This window comes from Streptomyces sp. NPDC043896 (genome assembly GCF_056435605.1).
Genome location: NZ_JBWKEE010000010.1, coordinates 616 through 18,786 on the forward strand (window position 1 = coordinate 616; position 18,171 = coordinate 18,786).

Sequence of the window (18,171 nt, forward strand, 5' to 3'; positions counted from 1 at the left end):
CACGCCAGCCCCCCCCACCCCCCCCCCCCCCCCTCCCCCCCTCCCCCCCCCTCCCCCCCCCCCCCCCCCCCCCCCCCCCCCCCCCCCCCCCCCCCCCCCCCCCCCCCCCCCCACCCGGGGGTCACCAGCTGCGGTGGTACTGGTCCGGCGTGGGGATCTCCGCGCCCAGCTCGGCGGCCGCGCGGCGGGCCCAGTACGGGTCGCGGAGCAGTTCGCGGCCGAGGAGGACGGCGTCCGCCTCGCCGTTGGCCAGGATCTTCTCGGCCTGCTCCGGCTCGGTGATCAGGCCGACCGCGGCCACCGGGAGGGTGGTCGCGGCCTTGACGCGGGCGGCGAAGGGCACCTGGTAGCCGGGGCCGGTGGGGATCTTCACGTGCGGGGCGAGGCCGCCGGTGGAGACGTCGAGGAGGTCCACCCCGTGCTCCTGGAGCAGGCCGGCCAGCCGGACCGTCTCGTCTGCCGTCCAGCCGTCCGCCTCAAGCCAGTCGGTGGCGGAGATCCGGAAGAACAGCGGGAGCTCCTCGGGCCACACGGCCCGTACGGCGTCGACGACTTCGAGGGCGAAGCGGGTGCGGTTCTCGAAGGAGCCGCCGTAGGAGTCGGTGCGCCGGTTGCTGTGCGGGGAGAGGAACTCCCCGATGAGGTAGCCGTGGGCACCGTGGAGCTCCAGGACCTCGTAGCCCGCCGCGAGGGCGCGCCCGGCGGCGTCCGCGAACCGGCCGGTGATCTCGTGGATCTCCGCCACCGTCAGCTCGTGGGGGACCTGGTACCCGTCGTCGAACGGCACGGCGCTCGGGGCGACCGGCTGCCAGCCGTGCCCCTCGGGTCCTACGGGGCGGCCGCCCTTCCAGGTGCGGTCGGTGGCGGCCTTGCGGCCGGCGTGCCCGATCTGGATGCCGGGGACGGAGCCCTGGGACTTGATGAAGGCGGTGATCCGGCGGAGGGCCTCGACCTGGGTGTCGTTCCAGATGCCGAGGTCGTAAGGGCTGATCCGGCCTTCCGGGGAGATCGCGGTGGCCTCCTGGATGATCAGACCCGTGCCGCCGGTGGCGCGGGCCGCGTAGTGCGCGAAGTGCCACTCCAGGGCCACTCCCGCGTTCGGCCCGAAGGCCTCGGCGCTGTACTGGCACATCGGGGCCATCCAGACGCGGTTCGGGATGGTGACCGAACGGAGGGTGTAGGGCTGGAAGAGGGCGGCAAAGGCGGTGGGCACAGCACTCATGGGGCACTCCAGATGTCACCGGACACGCACCGGGGTCGGCGCTAAGTACGAGAAACACCGTACTACGAAATCCCCCGTAGTACGAGACCCCTCGTATTACGAGCCGCCGACCGAACGGACCTTCGACGGCCCGGCCTCACCGGCCGTTGTCGGCGGACGGGTGCAGACTGGCTGAAAAGCTGCCGTGAAGGACAACGACGTCCGGAGGTGTCGGCCATGACCGACGTGGTACTGCTCGCGGGGACCCGCAAGGGCCTGTTCATCGGCCGCCGCCGGGACGCCGGCCCCTGGGAGTTCGACGGCCCGCACTTCAACGCCCAGGCCGTCTCGGCGGTGGCCGTCGACACCCGGGGGCCCGCGCCCAGACTCCTCGTCGGCGGGGACAGCTCCCACTGGGGCCCGTCCGTCTTCAGCTCGGACGACCTCGGCGCGACCTGGCACGAGCCCGCGGCGGCCGCCGTGAGGTTCCCGAAGGACACCGGCGCCTCGCTGGAGCGCGTCTGGCAGCTCCACCCGGCCGGCCCCGAGGCCCCGGACGTCGTCTACGCGGGGACGGAACCGGCCGCGCTCTTCCGCTCCGCCGACCGGGGCGAGTCCTTCGAGCTGGTCCGCCCGCTGTGGGAGCACCCGACCCGCTCGGAGTGGGTGCCGGGAGGCGGCGGCGAGGGCCTGCACACGGTGATCACCGACCCGGAGGACCCGGCCGCCGTGACGGTGGCGGTCTCCACCGCCGGGGTGTTCCGCACCCGCGACGGCGGGGCGAGCTGGGAACCGTCCAACCACGGGGTCTCGGCGGTGTTCCTGCCCGACCCGAACCCGGAGTTCGGCCAGTGCGTCCACAAGATCGCCCAGGACGCCGGGGACCCGGGCCGGCTGTACCTCCAGAACCACTGGGGCGTCTACCGCAGCGACGACTCCGGCGCCGAGTGGACCGACATCGGCTCCGGCCTGCCCTCCGACTTCGGCTTCGCGGTCGCCGCCCACCCGCACCGCCCGGACACCGCGTACGTCTTCCCGCTCAACGCCGACTCCGACCGGGTCCCCGCGGAGCACCGCTGCCGGGTCTTCCGCACCCGGGACGCGGGGGCCACCTGGGAACCCCTCTCCAAGGGCCTGCCGGCCGGCGACCACTACGGCACCGTCCTGCGCGACGCCCTGTGCACCGACGACGCCGACCCGGCCGGCATCTACTTCGGCAACCGCAACGGCGAGCTGTACGCCAGCCACGACGACGGCGACACCTGGCAGCTGCTGGCCGAGCACCTGCCGGACGTGCTGTGCGTACGGGCGGCCGTGCTGCGCTGAGCGGGACCGCCTGTCGGTGTGGGCCAGTAGAGTGATCACCCATGGCAGCACGACCGTTGAACGAGATCGTCGAGCCGGGCTGGGCCCGGGCTCTGGAGCCGGTGGCGGGGCAGATCGCCGCCATGGGCGACTTCCTGCGCACCGAGATCGCGGCAGGCAGAACGTACGTCCCGGCAGGGGCGAACGTGCTGCGCGCGTTCCAGCAGCCCTTCGACGAGGTGAAGGTACTGATCGTCGGGCAGGACCCCTACCCGACCCCCGGACACGCCATGGGCCTGTCCTTCTCGGTCGCGCCCGAGGTGAGCCCCTGGCCGCCCAGCCTGGACAACATCTTCCGCGAGATGCACGCGGACATCGGGACGGGCAGGCCGCTGAACGGCGACCTGACCCCGTGGACCCGGCAGGGCGTGCTCCTGCTGAACCGCTCGCTGACCACCGCCCCGCGCAAGCCGAACGCGCACCGCGGCAAGGGCTGGGAGGCCGTCACCGAGCAGGCGATCCGGGCGCTGGCGGCGCGCGGGAAGCCGCTGGTGTCCATCCTGTGGGGCCGCGACGCCCGCAACCTGCGCCCCCTGCTGGGGGACCTGCCGGCCGTGGAGTCCGTCCACCCCTCGCCCATGTCGGCCGCCAACGGTTTCTTCGGCTCCAGGCCCTTCAGCCGGACCAACGAGCTGCTGGCCGGCCAGGGGGCTCAGCCCGTCGACTGGCGCCTTCCCACAGTCAGTTGAACCGTATATGACATTGAACGACGGCAATCAATGGATAAATACGGACAGATGCCGCCCGAGCGGACCCTGCCCGAACACGTGGTTCCGATAAACCAGTAGCATGCGGCGCCATGAGCTCCCCCACTGGGCCCGCAAACGGCCTGCCCGTACGAATGCCGCGACCCCGCCAGACCGGACGGCACCGCCGGCCCGAGCCCGCGGTGGCGCCCGAGGGCGCGCCCGCGCTGGTGCTCGCCGTGCCCGGTGCCCCCTCGGCCGCCTCGCGGGGGCTGGCCGAAGAGGTCATCAGCATCGGCCGCTCCGAGCTGCCGGGCCTGGACGCCCGGATCGGCTACCTCGAGGGTGCCGACGGCGAGGAGAGCGAGTTCCCCTCGCTGGCCGGCGTCCTGAACGCCGTCGCGCAGGAGCGGACCGCGCGCGCGGAGTTCGCCCGTGCCGCCGGGCTGGAGGTGCCGGCCCCGACCGGCCCCGACGCCGTGGTCGTGCCGCTGCTGGCCGGCCCCGACGCGGACCTGCTGCGCCGGATGCGCCAGGCGCTGATGGACTCCTCGGCCGCCGCCGAGCTGGCCGACGTGCTCGGCCCGCACCCGCTGCTCGCCGAGGGCCTGCACGTGCGGCTCTCGGAGGCCGGCCTGGCCCGCGCCGACCGGGCCCGCCTGTTCACCGTGGCCACCGCCGCCGACGGCATCATCCTCGCCACCACCGGCGGCGAGGAGGCCGTCCAGGCGGCCGGGATCACCGGCATGCTGCTGGCCGCCCGGCTCGCGGTGCCCGTGATCGCCGCCGCGCTGGACCAGGAGGGCTCGGTGGCGGCGGTCGCCGCCGAGCTGCGCGGTTCCGGTTCGGTGCAGCTGGCACTGGCCCCGTACCTGATCGGCCCGGAAGCGGCCGACGGCCTGCTGGACACGGCCTGCAAGGAGGCCGACTGCTCGGCCTCCGAGGTGCTCGGGGCGTACCCGGCGCTCGGCAAGCTGGCCGTGGCGCAGTACAGCGCCGCCCTGGGCATCCAGCTGGGCGCGGCCGCCCAGTAGCTCCGCGACGCCACGAGGGCCCGCCCGGAATCCGTTCCGGGCGGGCCCTCGGCCGTACCGGCGGGCGGGCCGGACGCCGCGCAAAGGGCAGCGGCAGCGGCAGCGGGCCTCAGCCGAAGACCACGCAGGAGGCGGCCGGCACGGCCACCGATCCGGCCCGGCGCGGCTGCCCCGTCCGCGGGTCCACCTCGAACCAGGTGACGTCCCCGGAGCGCTCGTTGGCCGCGTACAGCCTGCGCCCCGAGGGGTCGGCCGCCAGGTCGCGCGGCCACCGGCCTCCGCACCCGGTCGTCCCGGCAGGCCGGGGCCGCTCGGGGCCGGCGGCGAGGGAGAAGGTCACCAGGGTGTCCGTCCCGCGGACGGCGGCCCAGAGGAAGCGGCCGTCGGGCGACACCGTGACGGCCGAGGGATAGGCCCGCGCGCCGCCCGGAGCGCCGTCCGAGGGGACCGGGACCTCGGTCACGGCTTCGAGGTGGCCGGCGGCCGCGTCCCAGCGGCAGACGGTCAGCTGCGGCTCCAGCTCGTGCAGTACGTAGACCGTCTCGCCGGCCGGGTGGAAGGCGAGGTGGCGCGGCCCGGTGCCGGCGCGCAGGGCGGTCCGCGCGTGTTCCCGGGGCGCGCCGGTGTCCCGGTCGAGCGCGAGGACGCGTACGGTGTCGCCGCCGAGGTCCACGGTGAGGACCCAGCGGCCGGTGGGGTCGGTGAGCACCTGGTGGGCGTGCGGGGCGGCCTGCCGGGCGGTGTCGGGGCCGGAGCCCTGGTGGGTGAGGACGGAGGCCGGCCCGGTGATCCCGCCGTCGGGGGCGAGGGGCAGGCTGCTGACGCTGCCGGAGCCGTAGTTGGCGGTGAGCAGCCGGCGGCCGGCCAGGCAGAGGTGGGTGGGGCCCGAGCCGCCGACGTGGACGGGGCGGCCGAGCGGGGCGAGGCCGTCGGCGGTGGTGCGGAAGGCGCCCACGGCTCCCTGGTCGGTCTCGCTCACCGCGTAGAGCACGCCGGAGTCCCGGTCGAGGGTGAGGTACGAGGGGTCCGCCAGGGAGTCCGCGGCCGTGAGCGGGGTCAGCGCTCCGGTGGCCGGATCCACGGCCGCGGTGGTGACACCGCGGCCGCCCCCCGAGGTGAACGAGCCGATGTAGGCCCGGTGTCCGCCGCCCTGGTCCGTGCTGTGCGCGCCGCCCACTGGTGCCTCTTTCCGCCGTCCCGGATCCGTTCCGGAGCCGACGGTAACAGAAGGTCTAGACCAAGTCCCGTCCCCTCGCCCGTTCCTGGGCGCCGGGGTGGTGGACGTACGCGGTCGAGCTCGGCCGGTCCTCGTAGGTGCGGTGGAAGACGGGGGTCGCCGCCCCGGACATCGGCGGGACGATCCACGACCAGTCCGCGCCCACCTCCCGGCCCTTGCGCTCCTCGCGCTCCAGGTGGGAAAGGAACCGCCGGGACTCGGTGTGGTGGTCGGCGATGGTGACCCCGGCCCGGTCGAAGGAGTCCAGTACCGCCCGGTTGAGCTCGACCAGTGCCCGGTCCTTCCACAGCGAGCGCTCGCTGGAGGTGTCCAGGCCGAGTCTGCGGGCGACGGCCGGGAGGAGGTTGTAGCGGTCGGTGTCGGCGAGGTTGCGGGCGCCGATCTCGGTGCCCATGTACCAGCCGTTGAAGGGGGCGGCCGGGTAGTGGATGCCGCCGATCTCCAGGCACATGTTGGAGATGGCGGGGACGGCGTGCCAGCGCAGGCCCCAGTCGCTCCAGTCGTCGCGCTCGTCGGGGTGCCGGATGGGCACCTCCAGGACGGCGTCGGCGGGGGTGTCGAACCAGCGGGGCTTGTCGTCGACGCCCTGCACGACCAGCGGGAGGAGGTCGAAGGGGGTGCCGGCGCCGCCGGACCAGCCGAGCCCGAGCAGGGCCTCGGTGAGCGGCGCGTTGCGGGCGTCGCCCACCGTTATGGAGTGGTGGTCGCCGTAGCCCGCGTAGCGCACGAGCTGCTCGCTCCAGATCAGCGGGCCCGGGCGGTCCGGGGCGTCGGGGGCGAAGACGGTGATGGTGGGCCGGACCCGGCCGCCGTTGGTCGCCTCGCGCAGGTGCTCGAAGCACTCGGCGGCGATGTCCTCGGCCTCGGTCAGTCCGCGCCGGTCGCGGACGCGCAGCGAGTTCCAGTAGAGCCGGCCTATGCAGCGGTTGCTGTTGCGCCAGGCCACGCGGGCCCCGTGGACCAGCTCCTGCGGGGTGTGCCGGTAGGTGCCGGTCTCCGCGAGCTCGGCCCGTACGGCGGCGAGCCGGGCGCGCGGATCACCGGCCTGCGGATTCTCCCGGTGGAAGAGCCGGATGAACTCCTCGGCTTCCTCCCACACCTGAGCAGCGCTCGAGTGCTTCTGCAGAATTTCCATTCCGGGCGGTTACCCCCTGTCCGACCAGATCCACCCTGTGCATGCCGGATGAATGTGCAATGAACAATCACCCGTTGTACACGTCGCAGGTCAGCCCGGCGCCGAAGGAGGGTCCGGAACACCCCTCCGAGTGATCTCGGCCCATTGGCCTGCGGTGGGAATGCGCGGGCGCGTATCATCCGCGGCATTCCGGTGAGTTGGCGGATCAGCCGCAGGGGCGGCTCATGAACAGGGCGTGCTCGCCCGCCGCGGGCGTGCCGTCGTAGAGGGCCGTGTCCAGGCCGCAGAGGGTGAAGCCCATGCGCCGGTAGGCGTGCACGGCGGGGGCGTTGACCGAGCTGACCTCCAACCAGAGGTGCGCGGCGCCCCGTTCGCGGGCGAAGCCGTCCGCGAGCTCCATCAGGGCACGGCCGATGCCGCGTCCGCGGTGGGTGGGGGCCACCTCGATGTCCTCGACCGTCAGGCGCCGGTTCCAGGGGGCGTAACCGACGACGGCGAAGCCGCAGAGCGCCGCACCGTCGAGGGCGACGAAGGTCCGCGTGTGCTCCCCGTCGCCCTCCCCGTCCGCGCCGTCGTCGCCGTCGTCCCCGGCGGGTGGGAAGACCTTGCGCAGCGGCGGGTCCACCGGGACCTCGCGGAGGGCGAAGCCGGCGTCGGACCGGGTCACCTCGAAGACGGTGGAAGTGAGGAAGGAGCCGTCGAGGGCCTCGATCGCCTCCCGGTCGCCGGGGCGGGCGGTGCGGTACCGGAGGGCCGACGCGTGCGGGGTCGTCATGGACCCGACCGTATCGCCCGCGCGCGCCGGGCGGTACGGGCGGTACGGGCGGTACGGCCACGGATCGGGTGCCCGGCCGGCTCAGGCCGTGATGACCAGCGGGGCCCTCGGGTCCGTGCGCAGCGGGGTGGCCAGGGCCACGAGGGCCTCCTCCAGGCCGTGCAGGTGCGCCAGGGCCGGTTCGGCGCCCGGGTCCTGGGCCGTGGTGCGCGGCGCGGCGGGCTCGGGGGCCGCCCCGGGGGCGGTGAGCGCCGCGACGGCGGCCTCCACCCGCCAGCAGGCGGCGGCGAGCCGGGCGTCGTGCGAGGCCTGCGGGTCGGCGGCGACCGCCACGAGCCCGCGCACCTCGCGGGCGCAGTCGTCGAGCAGGGCCATGACCTGCCGGGCCCGGGCCTTGCGGGCGCGCAGCGGGCTGAGCGGGTGGACGAGCGGGGCGAGGGCGACGCGCGCGCGGCCGAGGAGCAGTTCCAGTTCGGCGGCGTGCGGGGCGGGGTCGGCCTCGGGGGCTCCGGCGAGACGGTCGAGGGAGGCCGCGGTCGCGGCGCGCACGCAGTGCAGGGCGCGCTGGATCCAGGCGTCGTTGGCGCCGTGGGTGGTCACGGGCAGGATCAGCACCACGGCGAGGGCGGCACCGAGCGCGCCGACGGCGGTCTCCTCGAAGCGCAGGAGCAGCAGCCCGGGGTGGAGCACGCCGAGGAGCCCGTAGAGCAGCCCGGCCATGACCGTGACGAAGAACATCATCCAGGAGTAGGACGGGGCGGCCGTGTAGAAGATGCCGAAGACGCAGACGGCGACGAGGGCGGCGGTGGGCGCGGGTGCGCCGTGCAGCGGTACGGCGATCAGCAGGCCGGCGGCGATGCCGACGACGGTCCCAAGGACCCGGCGGAAGCCGCGGACCAGGGTCTCGCCGCGGGAGGCGGTGTTGACGAAGATCCACCAGGCGGTGCCGACGGCCCAGTACCAGCGGTCCTCGGAGAGCACCTGGCCGACGGCCAGGGCGAAGGCGCAGGCGGCGGTGGCCTGGAAGGCCTGGCGGGTGGTGGGCCGGGCCAGGCCCGTGCCGGGCAGCGGGGGCGGGGCCGCGGCGGGCGGGGTGCGGCGCTCGATGGGCCACAGCAGGTAGCGGACGGTCGCGGCCGACAGCAGCGCCAGTCCGACGGCGGCGTACAGCTCGGGCAGCTGTCCGGGCACGGCGTGCAGGAACTGGGTGACGAAGAACATCATGAAGGCGAAGATGCCGAGGGCGTGGCCGCGCGGCCCCCAGCGGCGGGCGTAGACCCCGGCGAAGACCACCGCGATGAAGGCGGCGTCGCGGGCGGGTGCCGTGGCGTGCAGTCCGGTGGCCAGCGCGAGGACCGGGAAGCCGGCGACGGGCAGCAGGGCGGTGGTGACCCGCTGGGCGCGGACGTTCGCGTCGAGGACGGTGAACAGCGCGAGCAGCGCCGCGAGCCCGCCGGTGATGGAGGCGGTGAGCGAGAGCCCCGCCAGTTCCGCGACGGCGACGGCCAGCGCGGTGCCGATCACGGCGCGGAGCGAGTTCCGCAGTCTGAAGCGCCCCGGGTCCGGAGCCACGAACATCCTCTTCACGGCGGTGTGCCGCCCCCCTCGGAGTGACGCACGCCGGCCCGCGTCCGCCCGGGGGTGGTGGGCGGCGGACGGGCACGGCGAAGGCACCGCGCTCCGGACCGGCCTCGTTGCCGTCCGGCGCTGCGCGGCGCCGAAAGTACATGGATATGACACAGATAAGCATCCGCAGGGGCAATGGCTCAAGCGACGTCCGTCACTCTGGACCGTTGGCACAGCCCACGGGCGTGATTTCCGGCCACCGGGAGGCCAACGGACCGGGATCCCGGGCGGCGGGTTCCCGGGCCCCGCCCGAGCACCGCCGGGCACCCCGTCGCCGTGCGGACGGGGTGCCCGGCACACAGGATGGAAGGGTGCGAGGCAGTGCGGTGGACGTGCTCGTCGCGGGCGCGGGCCCGGTGGGTCTGACCGCGGCCGTCGAGCTGCGCCGGCGCGGGGTGGCCTGCCGCCTCGTGGACCGGCTGCCCGCCCGGCTGCCGTACGCGAAGGCCGTGGGCATCCAGCCGCGCACGCTGGAGGTCTGGGACCGGATGGGGCTGGTGCGGGAGGCGCTGGAGGCGGCGGTGCCGATGCGCGGGCAGCTGACGTACGTCGACGGGGTGCGCCGGGACCGGATCGAGATGGTGCTGCCGCCCGAGGTGCCGTACGGGTTCGCCGCGCTCCCGCAGTACGAGACGGAGCGGATCCTGGAGGAGTTCCTGGCCCGGTTCGGGACCCGGATCGAGCGGTCCACCGAGCTGGTGTCCTTCGCCCAGGACGCGGACGGGGTGACCTGCCGGCTCGTCGGCCCGCAGGGCGAGGAGGAGCTGCGCACCCGCTTCCTGGTGGGCTGCGACGGGGCCCACAGCCTCGTCCGCAAGGGGATCGGGCTCACCTTCGAGGGCGGGGCCTTCCCCGAGGAGTTCATGCTGGCCGACGTGCGGGTGGACTGGGACCTCCCGCACGGGTACGGCGTACGGTCCACGCACCTGGGGGCCGACGGCAGGCCGGACGACCTGCTGGTGTGCATCCCGCTGCCGGGGCCCGGCCGGTACCGGGCGTCGATGCTGGTGCCGCCGGAGCTGTCCTCGCCGTCGGTGGCCGCGGACGGGACGGCCCACGGGCTGGAGGGCGGCCGGGCCCCGGAGCTGTCGCACGTCCAGGCCGTCCTGGACCGGCTGTCGCCGCAGCCCGTGACGGCCTCGGACCTGCGCTGGTCCTCCGTCTTCCGGATCAGCCACCGGATCGTGGACCGGTACGCGGCCGGGCGGGTCTTCGTCGCCGGGGACGCGGCGCACATCCATCCGCCGACCGGCGCGCAGGGCATGAACACCGGGATCCAGGACGCCTGGAACCTGGCCTGGAAACTCGCCCTGGCCGTGGCCGGGGACGCACACCCCCGGCTCCTGGAGAGCTACGACGCGGAGCGGCGGCCCGTGGGCGAGGAGGTCGTCGGGCGGACGGTCCGGCACGCCACCCAGGGGTACGCGGATCCGGCGGACCCGGCCGCCTTCCTGCTGCGGGAGGCGCAGCTGCTCGTCGGCTACCCGGACAGCCCGGTCGTACGGCCGGCGGACGGCGGGGCCGGAGAGGGGCCGCGGCCGGGTGACCGGGCCCCGGACTGCGGCGGGCTGGCCGGGGAGGTGCCGCACTACCCGCTGCGGCTGTTCGACCTGCTCCGGGACCGCGAGCACGTGCTGCTGCTCCACACGGACGGCGCGCACGACCCGTACGTCCCGGCACTCGCCGCGCTGGCGGACGGGTTGCCCGCGGGGCGGCTCACGGCGTACGCGGTCCTCTCCGAGGGCGGGACCGCGCCCGCCGGGGCTGCGTGGCCCGTGTACCGCGACGCGCGGGGCGAGTTCGCCCGGCTGTACGGGGTGCGGGGGCCGACGGCGTTCGTGGTCCGGCCCGACGGCTACCTCGGCGCCCGGCTCTCCCCGCCGACGGCGGAGGGACTGGCCGGGTACCTCGCGGGCGTGTTCGGCGGGTGAGGCGAGCGGGCGGGGCGGGCCGCGTGGGCATGGACGCAGGTGGGCCCGGACGCGAGTGGGCACCGACGCGGGTGCGCCGCGCCCGGAGGAGGGGCCGGCGGTGGCTGCTGCCGGGTCAGGGGCCGTCCTCCGTCGGCACGCACAGCACCGGGACCGGTGACAGGTGCAGCAGCTTGTGCGGGGTGGAGCCGAGCAGGGCGCCCCGGAGCGGGCTGTCGCCCCAGCTGCCGACGATGATGACCCGCGCGTGGTGGCGTTCGGCGGCGGCGAGCAGGGCCTGGGCCGGCCTGTCGTCCACCACCTCCACCGTCGAGGGGACGCCCGCCTCGTCGGCGGCGTCCACGGCCCGGGCGAGCGCGGTGCGGCCGGCCTGGAGGACGGCCTCGCGGTGGGCGCGGTACTCCTCCCCCGTGGCTCCGGGGGCGGCGGCTCCGTAGACGAGGACCAGGGGTTCCCCGAAGGCGGTGGCCACCTCCAGCGCGACCCGCAGGGCCCGTTCGGCGCCGGGGGACTCGTCGTATCCAAGGACCACGGACATCCGGCCTCCTCAGCCCTTGTTCCCGCCGCCGCGTACGAGGGCCGGGTCGACCACGCCCCGGCGCTCCTGCCAGAACCGGCCGTCGCGGACCCGCCAGAAGCACATGACGAGCACGCCGAGGGCCGCGATGCCGATGCCGATGACCAGCGGCGGTCCCATGCCGAACCAGGAGACCCCGCCGGCGGAGTTGGCCGGGTCGGACATGTCGGCGACGGACTCCACCAGCAGCCACGCCAGCAGGCCGGCGCCGACCAGCGGGCCCACTCCGATGAGGAAGAAGTTGTGGGCGTTCTCCAGCAGGTGGCGGCGGTAGTAGACGGCGCAGGCCACGCCGGTGAGCGCGTAGTAGAAGGCGATCAGCAGGGAGAGCGCGGTGAGGGAGTCCAGGAGGGCGTTCTCGCTGATCTGGTTGACGACGACGTACCAGGCGATGGCGATGCCGGCCACCCACCAGGTGCTCACCTCCGGGGTGTGGAACCGGGGGTGGATGTGCGCCAGTTGCGGGGGCAGGGCGTGCCGGCGGGCCATCGAGAGGGCGGTGCGCGAGGCCGGGATGATCGTCGTCTGGGTGGAGGCGAGGGCGGAGGTGCAGACGGCGACGAGCACCACCCAGTCCCAGCCGCCCATCACCTCGTGCGCGAGGACGGCGAAGATCGCCTCTTCCTCGGCGGCGTTCTCCGCGAGGAACTCCGTCCCGGCGTAGGCGACGATGGCGAAGCCGACGGACAGGTAGGTGACCAGCAGCACCAGGGTGGACCAGATGCCGGCCTTGCCGGGCGCGGTCGCGGAGTCCTCGACCTCCTCGGTGAGGTTGACGGCGGACTCCCAGCCCCAGTAGATGAACACGCCGAGCAGCAGTCCGCCGGTGAGGGCGGCGCCGCCCGCCCCGAAGGGGTTGAGCCAGGTGTAGGAGGGGTGGATCTCGTCGAGGGTGCTGGTGCCTGCGTACACCCGGTAGATGGCCACGACGGCGAAGACCAGGAGGAAGAAGACCTGGGCGAGGATCAGGACGTCCTGGAGGTGGGCGGAGAGTTCGGTGCCGATGACGCAGACGGCGGTCATCGCGAGGATGACCACCACGGTGAGCGTCTGGCGGACCACCCGGCTGGCGGCCCAGTCGTCGAGTCCCGCGGCGAGCAGGCCGAAGTGGACGGCGACGTCGGCGAGGGAGCCGATGACGAGGACCCCGGTCATGGCGATGGCCCAGCCGCCGAGCCAGCCCGCCCAGGGGCCCATGGCGCGGGTCACCCAGGAGAAGGTGGTGCCGCAGTCCTGGTCGACCTTGTTGAGGTAGTAGAAGGCGGCCGCGATGAGCAGCATCGGCACGAAGGAGGCCAGCATCACGCCGGGGGCGTAGATGCCGGCCAGGGCCACGATCGGGCCGATGACGGCGGCCAGGGAGTAGGCCGGCGAGGTGGAGTTCAGGCCGATGACGAGCGCGTCGAGGAATCCGATCGCGTTGGCCTTGAGGCCTTCCCCGGCACCGGCGTCCGGGATCGTGCCGCCCGCCTCGGCGCGGTCGCCGTCGTTCATGTACGCATCGTCACGCACTCGGCGGCCGCGCGCGAGGCGGGCGGCGCGGCCGGGGCGGGCGAGGCGGGCGAGGCGGCCGGGGCGGGCTGGCCGGGTTACTCGGTGCCGGGGGTCTTGCGGGTGGTGACGTTCATCCGGTTCCAGGTGTTCACGGTGAAGACGAGGGCGATCAGCTGGGCCAGCTCCTCCTCGCCGAAGTGCCGGGCGGCCTCGTCGTAGACGGCGTCCGAGACGCCGCCGGGCAGCAGGGTGATCTCCTCGGTCAGGGCGAGGGCGGCGCGCTCCTTCTCGGTGAAGAGGCTGGAGTCGTGCCAGGCGGAGAGCTGGTAGATCCGCTCCTCCGATTCGCCGCCCTTGCGGGCGTCGCCGGCGTGGTAGTCGATGCAGTACGCGCAGCGGTTGATCTGCGAGGCACGGATCTGGACCAGTTCCAGCAGCACCGGGTCCAGCCCCTTGCGGGCGGCGGCGTCGAGGGCGAGGACGGCCTTGAAGACCCGGGGGGCGACGGCGGAGAAGTTCATGCGTTCGGGAACCTGAAAAGTGGTCATGTGAAGAACCTATGGGCGTGATCGACCGGGCGTAGGGTTCATTCCCATGCGGGGATCATGGGTCAATTCGGCGGAGGAGCCTCCCACCGGCAACGGCAACGGCAGCGATCTGCACCTGGACCTGAGCGGCCCGGGCAGTCTGCGGGCCCGGCTGATGCGCGCCCTGCGGGAGGCGGTCCACTCGGGGCGGCTCGCGCCGGGGACCCGGCTGCCTCCGTACCGGACGCTCGCCGCCGACCTGGGGATCGCCCGCAACACCGTCGCCGACGCGTACGCCGAGCTCGTCGAGGAGGGCTGGCTGGCGGCGCGCCAGGGGTCGGGGACCCGGGTCGCGGAGCGGGCCGTCCCGCTGGAGCCCGAGCGCCCGCGCGTCCCGGCCCGGCCCGTGCGACGGCGTACCGTCCACGATCTGCTGCCCAGCTCGCCGGACGCCTCGGCCTTCCCCCGTACGGCCTGGCTGGGCGCGGCCCGCCGGGCGCTGGCCGCCGCCCCGCACGACGCCTTCGGGGTGGGCGACCCGCGCGGCCGGATCGAGCTGCGCCGCGCGCTGACGGAGTACCTCGCGCGGGCCCGGGGCGTACGGACGGCACCCGACCGGATCGTGCTGTGCTCCGGCTTCGCACACGCGCTGGAACTGCTGGGCGGCGTCCTGACGGGCCCGGTCGCCGTCGAGTCGTACGGGCTGCCCTTCCACCGGGAGGTGCTGGAGCGGGCCGGGAGGACGACCGTGCCGCTCACCGTGGACGGCCGGGGGGCGCGGGTCGGGGAGCTGGCGGGGACCGGGGCGCGGGCCGTACTGCTCACGCCCGCGCACCAGTTCCCGACCGGGGGGCCGCTGCACCCCGAGCGGCGGGCGGCGGTGGTGGACTGGGCGCGGGCCCGCGGCGGGGTGGTGATCGAGGACGACTACGACGGGGAGTTCCGCTACGACCGCCAGCCGGTCGGCGCCGTGCAGGGTCTGGACCCGGAGCGGACCGTCTACGTCGGCTCCGTCAGCAAGAGCCTCTCGCCCGCGCTGCGGATGGGCTGGATGGTGCTGCCGGGCCGGCTCGTGGACGAGGTGCTGGAGGCGAAGGGGCCGCGCGAGATGTGGTCGGGGGTGACGGACCAGCTCACCCTGGCCGAGTTCGTCTCCTCGGGCGGCTACGACCGCCATCTGCGCCGGATGCGTCAGGTCTACCGGCGGCGCCGGGACCTGCTGGCGGCGCGGCTCGCGGCCGAGGCCCCGCACGTCCGGGTCAGCGGGGTCGCGGCGGGGCTGCACGCGGTGCTGGAGCTGCCGCCGGGGACCGAGGGGGCCGCCCTGCACGCGGCGCGCCGGGCCGGAGTGGCCCTGGACGGGCTGCGGCCGTACCTGCACCCGGACAGCGCCATGGCCCCGCGGGACGGGCTGGTCCTCGGTTACGGCACGCCGCCCGACCACGCGTTCGCGGCGGCGCTGGACGCCTTGTGCCTGGCCCTGCCCGACCCGCCGCCGGGGCCCGGCGGCACGGACTGAACGGCACGGACTGAACGGCGCGGGCCGAAGGGGCGCGGGGCGGGGGCGGCGGGTCAGGGCGGTGGGTCAGGGGCGGGTGTTCCAGCCCGCGATGACCGGGAGCCCGTGCTCGGTGGACAGGACGCTGACGGTGCCGGTGCGCAGCAGGAAGAGCCGGCCGTCCTGCGGGGGCAGGCCGAGGTAGCGGGCGGTCAGGACGCGCAGGAAGTGGCCGTGGGCGACGAGTACGACGTCTCCCCGGCCTGCGCGCAGGACGTCGGCGACCCGGGCGAGGACCCGGTCCGCGCGGGCTCCGACCTCGGCGGCCTGTTCGCCGGGGTGGCGGGCGTCGCCGGCCGGGACGCCGTCGGTCCACAGCGACCAGTGGGGCCGGGTCCGCCGGATCTCGGTGGTGGTGACGCCCTCGTAGCCGCCGTAGTCCCATTCGTGCAGGTCGGGTTCGGGGATCCCGTCGGTCAGCCCGGCGAGTTCGGCCGTGGCCACGGCCCGGCTCAGCGGGCTGGTCAGCACGAGGGCGGGCTCGCGGTCGCGGAAGTAGGGGGCCAGCGAGAGGGCCTCGTCGGCGCCCCGCGCGGTCAGCGGCACGTCGGTCAGCCCCGTGTGGCGCCCGTTCGCGCTCCACGCCGTCTCCCCGTGCCTCACCAGTAGCAGTTCACTCATGTCCGGACCCTACGGCGGTGGGCTGGTGCCCGGCATGTCGTGCCGCTGGAGCCGGGCGGGCGTGTCACTGTCGGGCGTCATGGACGTGCGTGAGTGCAGGCGGCTGACGGTCCTGCTGCTGGTGCTGACCTGGGTGACCGGGCTGATCGAGGCCGTCAGCCTGCTGGCGCTGGGGCCGGTGTTCACCGCCATGCAGACCGGCAACGTCCTGTTCCTGGCCTTCGGCGCCGCCCACGAGGGGAAACTGCCCGCGCTCGCTTCGGGGGTGTCGCTGCTCTCGTTCGCGGCCGGCGCGGTGTGCGCGGCCCGGCTGGAGGGGGCGGCGCAGGCCCGGGGGCGGCGCTGGTTCGTGATCGGCCTGACGGCGGAGGCGGCGCTGATCCTGGCCGCCGCCCTGGTCGGCTGGGGCGTGCCGCCCCGGTACGGGAACCCGGCCGCGCGGCACCTGGTGACGGCGGCCGTCCTCGCCGCGGCGATGGGCTTCCGCAACGTGACCAGCATGCGGGTCAACCTGCCGGGGGTGCCGACGACCCTGGTCACGCGGTCGATGACGGCCTTCCTCGGGGGGTCGGCGCTGGGGCACGACAGCGCCTTCGGCTACGGCACGGGGGCGTGGGGGCGGCGCGCGTGGGCCATCACCGCGATGTTCACGGGCGGGGTGACCGGGGCGCTGCTGGTGCGGGCCGGGTGCACGGTGAACTGGCTGCTGCTGCCCGCGGCGGTGGTGGTGCTCGGGGTGGCCGTGGCCTACCGGGTCCAGCCCTGGCGGAACCCGGGGGTGTGCTGAGCGCCGGGCAGGCCGCGCGCCTCGTGCGGGGCTGCCGCATATCGATGCGGAAACGGTGCAAGTGGCCTCCCCCGCCCCGCCTCGGGACGCTCGTGCCATGGACACCGAGGCCCTCCAGGACACCGCCCCCGCCGCCGCCCCCGACCCCGCGCTGGACGCAGGGTTCGCCGCGGGGTTCGCCGCCGGGGACGAGGCCTGCGCGGAGGCCGTCTACCGGCGCTGGCGGCCCCTGGTGCACTCCCTGGCCCGGCGCGCCCTGGGCGGCGACGGCCGGGAGGCCGAGGACGTCACCCAGCAGGTGTTCCTCGCCGCCTGGCGCGGCCGCGCCGGGTACCGCCCGGGGCCCGGCGGGATCGGGGCCTGGCTGACCGGCATCACCCGCCACAAGGTGGCCGACGCGCTGGAGGCGCGGGGCCGGCGCGCGCGGGTGGCGCGGGCCGTGCTGCTGGGCGCCGGGGGGCAGCGCACCGGGGTGCCGACGCCTCCGGAGCAGGCCCTGGACCGGGTGCTGGTCCTCGGGGAGCTGGCCCGGCTGCCGGCGGCCCAGCGGCGGGTGCTGTGCCTCGCCTTCTACGCCGATCTGAGCCAGAGCCAGATCGCGGAGCGCACCGGGCTCCCGCTGGGCACCGTCAAGAGCCACATGCGGCGGGCCCTGTGCGCCCTGCGGCGGTCGCTGGAGCCGGCCCGGCCACCAGTTCCGCGATGACGCCGAGGCCGGACCGCAGCCCGAACAGCCGTCCCGTGCGCGGCCCCTGGGCCTCCGGGCCCCAGCCGGGTCCCGCCAGCAGGAGCGCCGAGTGGCCGCGCGCCCCGCGCAGCCCCCATTCGATCCCGGCGACCGAACGGGCCAGGGCCCGGTCCGCGGTGGTGCGGGACTGCGACCACAGCACGGCGGCACGGGGACCCGTACGCCGTACCGCGTCGCACAGCGCCCCGGCGGGCAGGGCCGCGCCGAACATCCGTACCGGCACGCCCCGTTCGCCGAGGGCCGCCGCCAGGGCCTCGATGGGCAGGCTGTGCAGCTCGCCGGGCACGCAGGCGAGGAGCACCGGCGGCACCCGGGCCTGTTCCGGCGCGGGGCGGACCCGGTGCAGGGCGGCGGAGACCTGCCAGGACAGCAGGTGCTCCACCTCGATGTAGCGCTCGCCCGCCGAGGCCCACTTGCGGCCCACCGCGTGCAGGGTGGGGGCGATGACCTCCTCCCACGCGGCGACCAGGCCGTGTTCCGCGAGGGCGGCCTCCAGCAGTTCCGCCACCGCCGGCGCGTCCAGTCGTACGGCTGCCCGTGCGAGCCCCCGGCCCTCCGGCCGCGCCTCCCCGAGGGGGAGGGCACCGGGCCCGCCCGGCGCCCCGGCCGCCGCCCTCCCGCCCGCGCGGGTGTCGGGTGCTGCGCCGAGCGCGGCCCGCGCCGCCTCGGACGGGGGCACGCCCCGCGCGGTGAGCCGGCACATCTCCTCCAGGCGGGCGATGTCCCGGGGCGTCCAGCGGCGGTGCCGGCCGTCCTCGCGGTGGGCCGGGCCGATGGCGTAGCGGCGCTCCCAGGAGCGCAGCGTGGTCGGGGAGACCCCGAGGCGGCGGGCTACGGCGCCGGTGCTCAGGGCGGGTTCGGGGTCCACC

The 18,171-nt window shown here is 75.3% G+C and carries 17 protein-coding genes; 7 read left to right on the forward strand and 10 right to left on the reverse strand.

The window, feature by feature from the left end; translation table 11 throughout:
• Nucleotides 1-121: 121 nt before the first annotated feature.
• Nucleotides 122-1,222, reverse strand: a complete 1,101-nt coding sequence (locus AC069X_RS16515; protein WP_478729275.1) for an NADH:flavin oxidoreductase/NADH oxidase — start codon at nucleotides 1,220-1,222, stop codon at nucleotides 122-124.
• A gap of 216 nt (nucleotides 1,223-1,438) precedes the next feature.
• On the opposite strand from AC069X_RS16515, the gene AC069X_RS16520 reads away from it, so the two are divergent.
• From AC069X_RS16520 to AC069X_RS16530, 3 genes are all read left to right on the forward strand, one after another.
• Nucleotides 1,439-2,527: a WD40/YVTN/BNR-like repeat-containing protein gene (locus AC069X_RS16520; protein ID WP_478729276.1), complete on the forward strand. Its 1,089-nt coding sequence runs from the start codon at nucleotides 1,439-1,441 to the stop codon at nucleotides 2,525-2,527.
• 41 nt (nucleotides 2,528-2,568) lie between these two features.
• A complete protein-coding gene (locus tag AC069X_RS16525; RefSeq protein ID WP_478729277.1) occupies nucleotides 2,569-3,255 on the forward strand; it encodes a uracil-DNA glycosylase in 687 nt (228 codons plus the stop codon).
• A 110-nt stretch (nucleotides 3,256-3,365) separates the two neighbouring features.
• Nucleotides 3,366-4,286 (forward strand): sirohydrochlorin chelatase family protein, encoded by a 921-nt coding sequence (locus AC069X_RS16530; protein WP_478729278.1) that lies wholly within the window; start codon nucleotides 3,366-3,368, stop codon nucleotides 4,284-4,286.
• Between the two features lie 109 nt (nucleotides 4,287-4,395).
• On the opposite strand, the gene AC069X_RS16535 is transcribed toward AC069X_RS16530, so the two are convergent.
• The 4 genes from AC069X_RS16535 to AC069X_RS16550 all read right to left on the reverse strand — a co-directional run bounded on the left by AC069X_RS16535 (nucleotide 4,396) and on the right by AC069X_RS16550 (nucleotide 9,011).
• Nucleotides 4,396-5,463, reverse strand: coding sequence for a lactonase family protein (locus AC069X_RS16535; RefSeq protein WP_478729279.1), 1,068 nt, complete (start codon nucleotides 5,461-5,463; stop codon nucleotides 4,396-4,398).
• A gap of 55 nt (nucleotides 5,464-5,518) precedes the next feature.
• The gene (locus AC069X_RS16540; RefSeq protein WP_478729280.1) at nucleotides 5,519-6,658 is read right to left on the reverse strand and encodes a nitric oxide synthase oxygenase; all 1,140 of its coding nucleotides are present in this window, start codon (nucleotides 6,656-6,658) and stop codon (nucleotides 5,519-5,521) included.
• Between the two features lie 205 nt (nucleotides 6,659-6,863).
• The gene (locus AC069X_RS16545) at nucleotides 6,864-7,433 is read right to left on the reverse strand and encodes a GNAT family N-acetyltransferase (protein WP_478729281.1); all 570 of its coding nucleotides are present in this window, start codon (nucleotides 7,431-7,433) and stop codon (nucleotides 6,864-6,866) included.
• Between the two features lie 81 nt (nucleotides 7,434-7,514).
• A complete protein-coding gene (locus AC069X_RS16550; protein ID WP_478729487.1) occupies nucleotides 7,515-9,011 on the reverse strand; it encodes an FUSC family protein in 1,497 nt (498 codons plus the stop codon).
• Nucleotides 9,012-9,370: 359 nt separating this feature from the next.
• On the opposite strand from AC069X_RS16550, the gene AC069X_RS16555 reads away from it, so the two are divergent.
• On the forward strand, nucleotides 9,371-10,990 hold the full coding sequence (locus AC069X_RS16555; RefSeq protein ID WP_478729282.1) for an FAD-dependent monooxygenase: 1,620 nt from the start codon (nucleotides 9,371-9,373) through the stop codon (nucleotides 10,988-10,990).
• Nucleotides 10,991-11,105: 115 nt separating this feature from the next.
• On the opposite strand, the gene AC069X_RS16560 is transcribed toward AC069X_RS16555, so the two are convergent.
• From AC069X_RS16560 to AC069X_RS16570, 3 genes are all read right to left on the reverse strand, one after another.
• Nucleotides 11,106-11,528, reverse strand: a complete 423-nt coding sequence (locus AC069X_RS16560; RefSeq protein WP_478729283.1) for a universal stress protein — start codon at nucleotides 11,526-11,528, stop codon at nucleotides 11,106-11,108.
• A gap of 9 nt (nucleotides 11,529-11,537) precedes the next feature.
• Entirely contained in the window at nucleotides 11,538-13,061 is a 1,524-nt protein-coding gene (locus tag AC069X_RS16565) for an APC family permease (RefSeq protein WP_478729284.1), read from the reverse strand.
• A gap of 95 nt (nucleotides 13,062-13,156) precedes the next feature.
• Entirely contained in the window at nucleotides 13,157-13,609 is a 453-nt protein-coding gene (locus tag AC069X_RS16570) for a carboxymuconolactone decarboxylase family protein (RefSeq protein ID WP_478729285.1), read from the reverse strand.
• Between the two features lie 46 nt (nucleotides 13,610-13,655).
• On the opposite strand from AC069X_RS16570, the gene pdxR reads away from it, so the two are divergent.
• Entirely contained in the window at nucleotides 13,656-15,107 is a 1,452-nt protein-coding gene (gene pdxR, locus AC069X_RS16575; RefSeq protein WP_478729286.1) for a MocR-like pyridoxine biosynthesis transcription factor PdxR, read from the forward strand.
• Nucleotides 15,108-15,173: 66 nt separating this feature from the next.
• Here the strand turns inward: pdxR and AC069X_RS16580 are convergent, their stop codons facing one another.
• Nucleotides 15,174-15,767: a histidine phosphatase family protein gene (locus AC069X_RS16580; RefSeq protein ID WP_478729287.1), complete on the reverse strand. Its 594-nt coding sequence runs from the start codon at nucleotides 15,765-15,767 to the stop codon at nucleotides 15,174-15,176.
• Between AC069X_RS16580 and AC069X_RS16585 the strand changes: the two genes are divergently transcribed.
• Entirely contained in the window at nucleotides 15,766-16,554 is a 789-nt protein-coding gene (locus AC069X_RS16585; RefSeq protein WP_478729288.1) for a YoaK family protein, read from the forward strand. The genes AC069X_RS16580 and AC069X_RS16585 overlap by 2 nt on opposite strands.
• 97 nt (nucleotides 16,555-16,651) lie before the next feature.
• Nucleotides 16,652-17,260, forward strand: coding sequence for an RNA polymerase sigma factor (locus AC069X_RS16590; RefSeq protein ID WP_478729289.1), 609 nt, complete (start codon nucleotides 16,652-16,654; stop codon nucleotides 17,258-17,260).
• On the opposite strand, the gene AC069X_RS16595 is transcribed toward AC069X_RS16590, so the two are convergent.
• Nucleotides 17,184-18,170 carry a MerR family transcriptional regulator gene (locus tag AC069X_RS16595; RefSeq protein WP_478729290.1) on the reverse strand — a complete coding sequence of 329 codons (987 nt, stop codon included), beginning with the start codon at nucleotides 18,168-18,170 and terminating at the stop codon, nucleotides 17,184-17,186. The genes AC069X_RS16590 and AC069X_RS16595 overlap by 77 nt on opposite strands.
• Nucleotide 18,171: the final 1 nt, after the last annotated feature.